Consider the following 12,520-nt stretch of genomic DNA (forward strand, 5'->3'; position numbering starts at 1 on the left):
GAATTACTTACTCAAGGAATGTTCAGCATCACGCCTATCCGATACGATAATCGCGGGGATTTGATACTTTTTTGGAGCGAAAAGGCAGTTCATTACTCACACCTTTCTAGATTAACTTGCGACATTTATCATGTATGGTCGTCGAAGAAAAAATGTAAGAATTAAAAAACCCGCTAAATCAGTGACTTAGCGGGTCTTGTTTTACAAATTCAGTTAGTAGGGTCTCAGAATGGAATATCGTCATCCATATCCGAGAAGTTCGGTGCCGGACGCGAAGCAGGTGCTTGTGCCGGACGCGAAGCAGGTGCTTGTGCCGGACGGGATGCGGGCGCTTGGGCCGGGCGTGAAGGAGCGTTACCGGATGGTGCATTATTGTATGACGATCCGCCGCCGCTTTGACGTGGTGCATCGCCGCCATCGTAACCGCCGTCATCCATTGAGGCGCCGCCCTGACCTTGGCGACTACCTAGCATCTGCATGGAATCCGCGATGATTTCGGTTGTGTAACGCTCTACGCCTTCTTTATCTTGCCATTTGCGGGTTTGCAGACGGCCTTCGATGTAGATTTGCGAGCCCTTTTTCAGGTATTGCCCGGCGATTTCAGCCAGTTTGCGATAGAAAGTAATACGATGCCATTCGGTCAATTCTTTCTTTTCGCCACTATTTTTGTCTTTCCAGCTTTCCGTAGTCGCCACGGCGATGTTGGTCACCGCTTCGCCATTCGGCATGTAGCGGGTTTCCGGATCGCGGCCTAGATTACCGACGATGATGACTTTATTGACCGACGCCATATATTTCTCCTAAATCTTGATTAACTATAATTTAATGTGTAACCGCGGTGGCTGGCTTACCACGACGCGGTAAATTTATCATTCCGGAAGCGATTATAAGCCAACACAGGGTTGAAATTCCACCCAAAATGAATACGGAGGGCGTGCCAAAGTGTTGTTTAAGTAAACCGCCTATGGCACCGCCGCAAAAGAGGCCGAGCGCCTGAAGTGTGTTGTAGACGCCCAGCGCCGCTCCTTTGGCTCCGGGCGGCGCGATACGCGAGACCAGCGACGGCTGGCTGGCTTCGAGCACATTGAACGCAATAAAGAATGCCAGCAATAAACCAACCAATAACGGCCAATGCACGGTTGCTTGGGAGAATGCCAGCCACATGCCGATCTGCACTGCCAACAGCATAGCGATAGCGGCAACGAATACTTGCTTCATCTTGCCTTGCTTTTCGCCAACAAAGACGGGCGGCAGCATCAATGCGAAAGAGATCAACACAACCGGCAAATAAATCTTCCAGTGTTGCGTAACTGGCAAGTCTGCGTATTGCACCAAAGCGGATGGCATCACGACGAACATCGCCATTTGCGTCAGATGCAGAGAGAACACGCCAACATTTAGCCGCATCAGCTCGCCATTGCGCAGAATTTCCGACCAGGAGACTTGCTTAACTTTTATCAATGGCGCGTCAGGCACACCGAAAATGATCATGGCAATGGCTGCGAGCGACAATATCCCGGTGATAGCAAAAATACCGCCCATTCCCACCCATTCATACAACAACGGCGAAGCGACCATCGACAAGGCGAAGGTCAGACCAATCGAGCCGCCAACCATGGCCATGGCTTTGGTGCGATGCTCTTCGCGCGTGGAGTCGGCAATGAAGGCCGTGATGGCGGCTGATATCGCGCCCGCGCCCTGCACTGCGCGTCCAATGATGATCCAATAGATATTGGGTGCAGCAGCGGCTATGAAGGATCCAATTGCAAACAGGATCAAGCCGATGATGATGATTTTTTTGCGACCGTATTTGTCGGACGCTGCACCAAACGGAATTTGTCCGAACGATTGCGCCAATCCGTAAATCCCCATAGCAAGACCAACCAGCGTTGCACTTTGACCGCCCGGGAGGCCTTTGGCGTACACCGAGAACACTGGCAAAATCAAAAACAAACCCAACATACGTAAAGCAAAAATCGACGCGAGAGATGCACTCGATCGAATTTCAGCGCTATTCATGCGTTGACTATCGTCAGGAGAGCCTGGATCTGATTCTGCCCTTGGGGCAATGGCGGGTGTAGATAACGAGCTAGTCATGTGGAGTTTTGTCATGCCTTGCTAGCAAGGCGAGTAAATGGGGGTAATTGAGGGCGTTGGCGACATTGCATTCGTCTGTGCAATCTTCATCCAAGGACTAAAGTATAGCGGCGTATATGACGACGATGTTCGAAACCCGTTATGATATCAGGTTGACCCTTTTCCGTTGATTGCTTGGCAGTTAATAAACAAATCTGGCAAGGCGCTTAAAGAATCTACTGGCTTATGGCTGATCCCACGCATGTTTCGGCTGGTACGAGATGTGATTGCCAGAGATGCTTAGGTATTATTTTAATGCTAGTTAGACGCCGGGCTCGACGGTAACGAAGCGGTAATTCAGAACAAGTAAGCTGCAACTCCAACATAAACTATCGCCGTAAATATTTACGCAGAAAGCTGTTAATGGAAGAAATTCGCATCCGGGGTGCACGTACGCACAACCTCAAAAACATCAATCTGGACTTGCCTCGTAATAAACTGATTGTCATTACCGGTTTATCTGGTTCTGGCAAGTCGTCGCTGGCTTTCGATACGCTGTATGCGGAAGGTCAGCGTCGTTACGTCGAATCACTGTCTTCCTATGCGCGCCAGTTTTTGCAGTTGATGGAAAAACCGGATGTCGATTTGATCGAAGGTCTTTCTCCTGCCATTTCTATTGAGCAAAAAGCGACTTCGCACAATCCGCGTTCAACGGTCGGTACCGTCACTGAAATTCACGATTATTTGCGTCTACTGTACGCACGGGTTGGCACGCCCTATTGCCCTGATCATCCTGAGAAACCGTTAGCTGCGCAATCTGTGTCGCAAATGGTTGACGCGGTGCTGGCAATGCCGGATGAGACCAAGCTGATGATTTTGGCGCCAGTGGTGGCGAATCGAAAAGGCGAACATGTCGATCTGTTTGAAAACATGCAAGCGCAAGGTTTTGTTCGATTCCGGATTCAAAGCGGTACTAACAAGGCAAAGATTTATGAAGTCGATGATTTGCCGAAGCTGAAAAAAACCGAGAAGCACACCATTGACGTGGTGATTGATCGCGTGAAGGTAAAAGAGGACATCAAGCAGCGATTGGCAGAAAGTTTCGAGACCGCATTGCGTCTGGCCGAAGGACGCGCCATTGCACTGGAAATGGATGGCGGCGCTGAACACATGTTTTCGAACAAATTCGCCTGCCCGACTTGTGGCTATTCTCTGCAAGAGCTTGAGCCACGCCTGTTCTCTTTCAACAATCCGATGGGCGCGTGTCCGGAATGTGATGGGCTTGGTCATATCGAGTTCTTTGATCCCAGGCGGATCGTTGCTTTTCCGAACCTGTCGCTTGCCAGTGGTGCAGTAAAAGGGTGGGATCGACGCAATCAATTTTACTTCCAGATGTTATCGAATCTTGCTGCGCATTACGCATTCGATCTGGATATGCCATTTGAAAAACTGCCTGAAAAAGCGCAGCAAGTTGTGTTGTATGGTTCGGGGCGCGAGACGATTCCGTTCACGTATATTAACGAGCGTGGCAAGGCAGTGATCAAAGATCATACCTTTGAAGGCGTGGTCAACAATCTACAGCGCCGCTACCGCGAAACTGATTCGATGGCGGTCAAGGAAGAGCTTGCCAAGTTCATCAACGAGAAAGAGTGTCCGTCCTGCCACGGTGCGCGTCTGCGAATCGAGGCACGCTTCGTTAAGGTCGGCAATGGCAAGCAAGAGCGCGCCATTTACGAGGTGGCGGCGACGCCATTGCGCGAGACTTTGCATTTCTTTGAAAAGCTGAAACTGACCGGCGCGAAGAAAGAAATCGCCGACCGGATTATCAAGGAAATCATTTCACGTTTGACCTTCCTCAACAATGTCGGACTCGATTATTTGTCGCTGGAACGCAGCGCCGATACGTTGTCCGGTGGCGAAGCGCAACGCATCCGCCTGGCATCGCAAATCGGCTCTGGCCTGACCGGCGTTATGTACGTACTGGATGAGCCGTCCATCGGTTTGCATCAACGCGACAATGACCGGTTGATTGAAACGCTGCGTCATTTGCGTGATATTGGGAACAGCGTTTTGGTCGTTGAGCATGACGAGGATGCCATTCGCACCGCTGATTACGTGGTCGACATGGGTCTCGGCGCTGGCGTGCATGGAGGCGAGATTATTGCTCAGGGCACGCTCGCCGAAATTCTCAAAAGTAAAAAATCACTGACGGCGAAATATCTGAACGGCACACTCAAAATTGCTGTTCCGAAAAAGCGTACACCAGCCGATCCGGATCGACAATTCATCATCTCCGGCGCTAGCGGAAACAACCTAAAAAACGTCACGATGCGGTTGCCAGTCGGATTACTGACTTGCGTCACTGGCGTCTCTGGCTCTGGCAAATCAACGCTGGTCAATGACACGCTATATCATGCCGCGTCGCGCCATTTATATGGCTCGCAAGCCGAACCGGCGGCGCATGAATCGATCAGCGGACTGGAACATTTCGACAAAGTTATTTCCGTCGATCAGGCGCCTATCGGACGTACTCCGCGCTCCAATCCTGCAACCTATACCGGCCTGTTTACACCGATCCGCGATTTGTTCTCTGGCGTGCCGATGGCGAAAGAACGAGGCTATAACGCCGGACGTTTTTCGTTCAACGTCAAAGGCGGTCGTTGCGAAGCGTGTCAGGGCGATGGCGTGATCAAAGTCGAGATGCACTTTTTGCCGGATGTCTATGTTCCCTGCGATGTGTGCCACGGAAAGCGTTATAACCGCGAAACGCTAGAGGTCCAATACAAGGGAAAAAATATCACTCAGGTGTTGGCAATGACGGTCGAAGAAGCGTATGAATTCTTCAAACCTGTGCCGGTGATCGCGCGAAAATTGCATACATTGCTAGATGTTGGTCTCGGTTATATTCGTCTGGGCCAAAGCGCTACAACGCTTTCTGGTGGCGAAGCGCAACGGGTCAAGTTGTCGCTCGAATTATCCAAACGCGATACCGGTCGCACACTGTACATCCTGGATGAGCCGACTACCGGTCTGCACTTCCACGACATCGATTTATTACTGAAAGTGATTCATCGTTTGCGTGATCAGGGTAATACTTTAGTGATCATCGAACACAATCTGGATGTGATTAAAACCGCCGACTGGTTGGTTGATCTGGGTCCGGAAGGTGGCGCTGGAGGCGGGCTGATTATTGCAACAGGAACGCCGGAAGATGTGGCTAAAAATCCGAATAGTGTGACGGGAAAATATCTCGCCCCGCTGTTGGAAAAATAAAAGCAATTGCACACGCGCAAGAGGATAATAGCATTACAGGAAGGTAGCAGAGCGAGTAAGCGCTAAGCGCCAAAGATCGATCCGGTACGGCGCAACATAGGCGTACCAGGATCGGCGAATAGCGCTCGACTTGGATGTTCGGTAACGCGTCGTTATCGATCAGCTCTGCGGCTTCTGCCTTGTTTTGTTTTGCTTACGTTTTGCGCTTTCTTCCAACCATAGGAACGTCGTAATGAACAGCACCCCTCTTTCCGCCGAACAAATTGCGGCATTTGAAACAGACGGTTTTCTGATATTGCCACGCTTGGTGTCGACCATTGATTGTGCCGAAATGGCATCGATCACCAACCAACATTTACGCGATGCGGTGGCGCCACTGGAATACGAGTCCGCGGTCGGCTACGCTGGCGCGCCAACCTCACTCGATAGCGTTGGGGGGCGCACTGCGCGGCGCTTGCGGGATGCTTATCAACGTCATGCATCGTTTCGGGAATGGGCGGGCAATCCACTTCTGGTAGCGATGCTTGCCCAGCTTCTCGGAGAACAGGTTTGCTTAACGTTGGCGCATCATAATTGCGTGATGACCAAACATCCTGACTTTGGCACTGCGACCGGCTGGCATCGCGATATCCGCTATTGGTCCTTTCCGCGCAATGCGTTGATTTCGGTCTGGTTGGCTTTGGATGATGAAAACGAAAACAATGGCGGGTTACGTCTTATTCCTGGTTCACACCGACTCGACATTCAGCCATCACAAATGGATGGCCTTGATTTTTTGCGTCCCGATGTCGCTGAAAATCAAACACTATTTGCGCAAGGTTTCGCACTCCAGTTGAACCCCGGCGACGTGGTCTTTTTTCACAGCGGTCTGTTCCATGCTGCTGGCAGGAATAATAGTCAGGCGATAAAAGAATCAGTCGTTTTTGCGTATCACGGCATCACCAATGCGCCATTGCCAGGCAGCCGTTCGGCCGCTTCTGAGGATATCGTGCTGTCCTCTTAAAATGCGCCATTCCGCAGCAAAATTCAGCGTTTACTGCGCATTCAGCGCGACCGATTTTTGATCACTTTGATCAGGTGAAATAGGTGACGCAATTCGACCGGCATCGGATTTAATAAACTTATCGACAGTATCTAAAACCGGAGCTAAACCCCGCAACGGGCGCGAGATCGCACCGACCAGTGTGGCATGGCTGACATGGTCAAAATATTGCTCAGTCACGGGCACATGCGCAGTCCGCAATGCGGCTGCCAAGCCGCCGGTATTGCGGACTGGGTTCACCAAACTATCGGTATTCGCCGCAATTAACAACGTCGGAGGCGCTAACGAGGTTACGTGATTAATGGGCTGAGAATCAACGGGTGAATTGGGGAAGAAAAATACTGGTCGCACCCCGCGATTTTCAATCGGTAGGAAATCGTAAGGGCCAGCCAATCCAATCCATCCTCGCAGCACGGCAGGCGTCAGATGAACCTCGGCTAACCAACGCGGGTCAAGCGCCAACATCGCCGCATTGTAGGCACCCGAACTGTGACCCATGACATACAACCTTTTGGGGTCGCCACCGTATTTTGAGATTTCCCTGACTGTCCACGCTATTGCGTGTGCGCCGTCTTCGAGAAATGTCGGGTAGCGGACTTCGGGATAGAGTCGATAGTCGGCTACAACAGCGACGACGCCGCGTGAGGCCAGCGCCTCTCCCACAAACGCGTAATCGCCACGCGCCCCGCTACTCCAACTGCCGCCGTAAAAAAATACCACGACCGGCGCGGCGGCATGCAGATTTTTAGGAGTGTAAATATCTAGTTGATTACGGTCATTCGCGCCATAGACAACGTCACTGGTTTTGTCGTAAGTACTTTCGGTCGTCAACGCATTGATCGCGGTGAGCGGCGAACAGGCAACCGTCGCTACCAAAGCCAACGTCACCGCGCAGAAAATTAATGCAATTTTTGACAAAAGAACCATGGACTAACTCCATAACATCACCACATTAAATTGTGGATTGACGTTATTTATACGACAAAATATCGGTGATGGATTCAACTTTTTCAAATAATTCAAGCGAATTCACGCATTACTGTGACTAAACGCCACAATAGATTCAGGCATAATTTACTAACGGCCGCCTAATTTAGCCGGCGAACAACCGTTCTTCCGCTTTGGCAATACCCTCGGCAGCACCACGTAAAATGATGATATCTCCACTTTCAAGCACTGTCTCGGGCGTAATATTAAGTCGGCCCTTGCCACGACGAACACTGCTGATTTCTGCTCCGACTTTTGCCAGATCAAGCGCGGCCAATGACTTTCCGACCGCTTTTGCGCCCTCTAATAAGGTCACGGAATGCAGTCTTTCCTGCAAATAGTCGTCGATATCACTCGCATCGCCTACGCCGTGAAAGTATCCTCGCAGGGAAGCGTAACGTTCATCACGGGATGCTTGCACCCGATGCACAACGCGCCGCAACGGTACACCCAACATCACTAACGCATGCGATGCCAGCATCAGGCTACCTTCCAATGCTTCTGGCACGACTTCAGCAGCGCCTGCCGCACGCAACTTATCAAGATCCGTATCATCGTAGCTTCGCACAATCACAGGCAATTCCGGCGCCAGTTCGTGGACATGGTGCAGCACGCGCAACGCCGATGGCGTGTTGGCATAGGTGATGACCAATGCCGCTGCCCGATGTATCCCGGCTGCGACCAGACTTTCCTTGCGTGACGCATCGCCGTAGGAAACTTGCGCGCCAGCTCCGCGCGTTTCAATCACGCGATCTGGATCGAGATCAAGCGCGTGATAACCAATCCCTTCTTCTTCAAGTAACGTGGCCAGACTTTGGCCACTACGGCCGAAACCGGCAATAATGACGTGCTTCTTGGTCGACATGGTGCGGGTCGCCAATTGGGTCAGCGCTAGCGATTGCATCATCCATTCGTTAGCGGAAAGCTTCATGACGATGGCGTCTGATTTATTTAAAATAAAGGGTGCAACCAGCATCGACAGCACCATCGATGCGAGAATTAACTGGATCAGCAGAGGATCCATCAAATGCAAGCCACCGGCCTGACTCAACAGCACAAAGCCAAATTCGCCCGCCTGCGCCAAGGCCAAACCCGTTCTTAGTGCGACACCGGTAGTAGAGCCGAAAATTTTTGAGAGCGCCGCAATCAGGCCAAATTTAAGTAATACCGGCCCGGACAACAATAGCAATACCAGCCACCAATGTTCAATGACTAGCCGTATGTTGAGTAACATGCCGATGGTAATAAAAAACAGGCCCAACAAGACGTCACGGAATGATTTGATATCCTCTTCAACCTGATGCTTATATTCGGTCTCTGAAATCAACATACCCGCGATAAAAGCGCCAAGCGCCATCGACAAACCAGCGCGCTCGGTAATCCATGCGGCGCCTAAAGTGATCAGCAGCAAGTTGAGCATGAACAACTCTTGCGAACGCCGTCTGACGACAATCTGAAACCAGCCGCGCATGAGTTTTTGTCCGATGAAAAGCAACAATACGAGCACGATCACCGCTTTGGCGCTGGCCCATCCCAGCGTTGCGGCGAGGTCACCGGAATTTTTTGCTAAAGCGGGAACGATGATCAGTAACGGCACCAGCGCCAAATCCTGAAATAATAAGACGCCGATGATGCGGCGTCCGTGTTCTGTCTCCAGTTCCAGCCGCTCAGTCAACAGTTTTGAGACGATGGCGGTGGAGGACATGGTCAGCGCAGCACCCAATGCGAAGGCGGCTTGCCAGCTGATATTGGTCAGTTGCGGCAATATATAGGCGACCATCCAACCAAACAACATTGTCGCGCCGATCGTCAACAATACCTGCGCCATGCCAAGTCCGAAGACGATCCGGCGCATCGCTGACAGTTTGGATAATGAAAACTCCAATCCGATGGAGAACATTAAAAACACGACACCGAATTCCGCCAGCGTATGCGTGGTTTCATTGTCCTCGGCAAACCCAAGTGCGTGCGGGCCGATAAGTATACCGACAGTCAGGTAGCCCAACATTGGTGGCAAGTGGAACATACGAAACGCCACGACACCTAATACCGCGGATCCGAGTAACAAAATAGTCAGTTCTAAACCAGAAAGCATGCTTGCTCAGTTCTTAATTAATTAACAATAAAAATAATTTCACGACTTAATCTACACAGCGATGGTGTTGTATGTCGCATTGCATTGTCTTAAATGATACGGACAATTTTTGCGATTGATAATTCGTTTATACCTTAGAAATCAGTGTCATTGATGCCAAAATCTTTTGGCCGCATTTGCGTAATGAACGTTTATCGCAAGAGACATTCCGGTGGTGGCTCTTCAGAGGCCGAGAGTATTCCACATAAAAACAAGACACTTTCTCTGCGATTCAGGCTGGTTGTCTCCTAGCCTGCTGCAATACAAAAACTGATAATTCCGGGGCTGGTTCAAGCTATGTCCCGCCAATGAATGCGTGGCGTCAAATTGCCGCAAAAAACTGGCTTAAACGTAACTGAAGCCGTTTTAAGCCAGCCAAAAACTCCCGCCGACTTTGTTACTAAAGCCGTTTAAACGTACGCCAATGCGACGCACGGGTTCGCTTGCGACCTATTAAAGAAAATTGTTACCATCATGCAAAATACGTTCACGAAACTATTTCTATGCGCCACGATTGGCGCGCTATTCTCAGGACCGCTACACGCGAAAGAGGTTGAGCCGACCAGCATTACCGTGCTCTTACGCGCCACCATTACTTCACTAGAGTCGCAACAGCAATTACCTAAAAGAACCTCCGCTGCACTACACCAATTAGAACAAATTGCACCGCGTCTCAATGCAATATTTCCTGTGCCGATGACGTTTTCAGCCGATGAGATAGCCGCAATGGAGCGGCACAATCTGACGCGCTATTACGCAATCGATACCAGCGGTAAGTCAAACGATGCCGTAAATGAAATGTTGGCGGATTTAAGAAATAACCCGCTAGTCGAGTCGGCCCAAGTTGCACCGGAATTAGCACGTCAAGACGAGAATTTTGTCGTTGCTGGGGTGCCGAAAACAGATGCAAAACAAAGTACCGCAGGATCCAACGCCACTCCCGATTACACTTCGCGCCAGCTTTATATGCAAGACGCAACGTCTAAAGGCGGATTTAAACTGGGCGGCTTGAATGCGATTGCGGCGCGCGCTTATCCTGGCGGTGACGGGGAATACGTACGCATTATCTCAACTGAATGGAACCATTGGTCTTATGATCACGCTGATTTGCCTCGTCCCTTTCTGCAACACGGGGAAGTGGCGGAGCGCGCCCCGAACTCCCATGCCACGATGAGTGCGGGAATTATGTTTTCGAAAGACAATGGTTTTGGTACCACAGGATTTGTGCCAAAAGCGCAAGCAGGCTATAGCAAATTTTCTCAGCCAGGAGGAGGAAGCTTGTTTAATCTGGGCCAACATTTACAACCAGGAGATGTAGTCCAGGTTGGCATCCACTTTGGGCCGCCGTTGCCCATTCCAATTGAAGTCTGCGATAAAGAAAATCGTTACGCTTGTTTCTTACCCATTGAATCGGTTCAATCTGTGGCCGATGAAATTAGCTACCTAACGCAAGAAAAGGGGGTGCATGTCATTATTGCTGCCGGCAACGGCAATATCAACCTCGATCACCCTTATTTTAAGGGTCGATATGATCGCAATCTGAATGACACTGGGGCTATTTACGCCGGTGCGGCAAATCCGGGAAGTGGACAACGCGCCAGTTTCTCAGAGTATGGAAGCCGGGTTGATCTCTTCACTTGGGGCGGAGACGTTACAACCACGTCATGCAGCGGTAAAGACTGCTCCAACGACATTTACAGCCATACTTTCTCCGGCACGTCTTCCAGCAATCCGATCATCGCAGGTGCTGTCGCACAAGTTCAAAGTATTGCATTTGCCCACGGACTCGGGGCTATTTCACCTAAAAAAATGCGCCAGGTATTGGTAGATACGGGACATCCGCTGCCGTCTCCTGATGCGCAGCGCCCGATTGGCATGCAACCGGACGTGCAAGCTGCGGTTGAGTTGTTGTTAAATAAAGGCGAGCCGCCGGTAGATATTGATGTACCGGAAGCGGTTGTCAAAGCAGATATACATGCTGTTTCAACCACCAGCACCTCCTTTGCCTATCAACTGGACGGTAGTAAAAGCCAAAACGCGACGACGTATCAATGGAAAATGTTGAGCGGTCCTTTTTCGCTACGCCATGCAAATAAAGCCATTGCCGAAGCGGTCGTGAACACACACCAGACTGGCGAAAGCATCTATCAACTCACCATTACCAACAAAAAGGGTGTGCAAAGCAGTTCCACCATGAAAGTAAGTGTAGTAGCCACGAACGTAGAAATTGTCGGTCCGACGTCAATCGTACAGGGGCAAGCAGCGAATTTGAAGGCCGCACCAAACTTTAAAGGCGAAGCTGGTACACCCCCGGTGTATAACTGGAAAATTCAGGATGCAACTGGTGCGGGAGTGTTGCAAGGCGCGCAGCAGGAATTGACGCTTTCAACATTAGCCGCCGGCAGTTATCAGGTAACAATTGATGTCTCCAGCAGCCATGGCGGACGTAAAGCGCACGCTGAGCAAAAAATTACTGTGAAAAAGTCGGAAGAAAGTCGACCACCGGTCGTCGTCGTTAGCGGTCCCACGCAAGCAACAAGCGGCACTTCGGTGAAGTTAGACGCTGCGGGCTCAAGCGCTGCCGATGGCGGCAAGCTAGCTTATAGCTGGAAAGTATCGCCTCCACTGGCATTCATAGCGGATGGCGCGCAACTCACTTTCACTGCTCCTACACTGGCACAGGAGACACAGTATCACTTCACCGTCACCGCAAATGACGGAAAGTTGAGCGCGCAGAAGAACCACACCGTAATAGTGAAAGCAGATGACGTCGCACCAATACCAGTGGAAGAATGCAAACCATTGTGGAAGCAAAGTCAGAGCTATCAAGGGGGAGATATGGTCCAGCATAACGGTCGCATCTATCTTGCAATGTGGCATTCGCAACGGGAACCGGGCGATCCGGCTTATACCGATACCATCAATCAAGGTTGGGGCTTTGAGTGGGCTGATCGTGGGGCATGCAACCATTAATGGTTTGATTGCGCTGTCGTGCTGGCTACGCAATC

At 50.7% G+C, this 12,520-nt stretch carries 7 protein-coding genes; 3 read left to right on the forward strand and 4 right to left on the reverse strand.

Translation table 11 applies throughout. The features are described from left to right. Positions 1 to 224: 224 nt before the first annotated feature. Both ssb and ACXX82_RS09010 read right to left on the reverse strand, forming a co-directional pair. Positions 225 to 791 carry a single-stranded DNA-binding protein gene (gene ssb / locus ACXX82_RS09005; RefSeq protein ID WP_458562797.1) on the reverse strand — a complete coding sequence of 189 codons (567 nt, stop codon included), beginning with the start codon at positions 789 to 791 and terminating at the stop codon, positions 225 to 227. Positions 792 to 822: 31 nt separating this feature from the next. Then, entirely contained in the window at positions 823 to 2,019 is a 1,197-nt protein-coding gene (locus tag ACXX82_RS09010; protein WP_322240288.1) for an MFS transporter, read from the reverse strand. A 480-nt stretch (positions 2,020 to 2,499) separates the two neighbouring features. Between ACXX82_RS09010 and uvrA the strand changes: the two genes are divergently transcribed. Both uvrA and ACXX82_RS09020 read left to right on the forward strand, forming a co-directional pair. Next, positions 2,500 to 5,349, forward strand: a complete 2,850-nt coding sequence (gene uvrA, locus ACXX82_RS09015; RefSeq protein ID WP_322233835.1) for an excinuclease ABC subunit UvrA — start codon at positions 2,500 to 2,502, stop codon at positions 5,347 to 5,349. Between the two features lie 232 nt (positions 5,350 to 5,581). Next, positions 5,582 to 6,352 (forward strand): phytanoyl-CoA dioxygenase family protein, encoded by a 771-nt coding sequence (locus tag ACXX82_RS09020; RefSeq protein ID WP_322233838.1) that lies wholly within the window; start codon positions 5,582 to 5,584, stop codon positions 6,350 to 6,352. Positions 6,353 to 6,382: 30 nt separating this feature from the next. On the opposite strand, the gene ACXX82_RS09025 is transcribed toward ACXX82_RS09020, so the two are convergent. Together ACXX82_RS09025 and ACXX82_RS09030 are read right to left on the reverse strand one after the other, a co-directional pair. Continuing rightward, positions 6,383 to 7,318 carry an alpha/beta hydrolase gene (locus ACXX82_RS09025; RefSeq protein WP_323506153.1) on the reverse strand — a complete coding sequence of 312 codons (936 nt, stop codon included), beginning with the start codon at positions 7,316 to 7,318 and terminating at the stop codon, positions 6,383 to 6,385. 166 nt (positions 7,319 to 7,484) lie between these two features. Continuing rightward, a complete protein-coding gene (locus ACXX82_RS09030) occupies positions 7,485 to 9,473 on the reverse strand; it encodes a monovalent cation:proton antiporter family protein (protein WP_322233843.1) in 1,989 nt (662 codons plus the stop codon). A gap of 513 nt (positions 9,474 to 9,986) precedes the next feature. Between ACXX82_RS09030 and ACXX82_RS09035 the strand changes: the two genes are divergently transcribed. Beyond that, positions 9,987 to 12,485, forward strand: a complete 2,499-nt coding sequence (locus tag ACXX82_RS09035) for a S8 family peptidase (protein ID WP_458562798.1) — start codon at positions 9,987 to 9,989, stop codon at positions 12,483 to 12,485. Positions 12,486 to 12,520 lie beyond the last annotated feature (35 nt).

The organism is Glaciimonas sp. GNP009 (genome assembly GCF_054343755.1).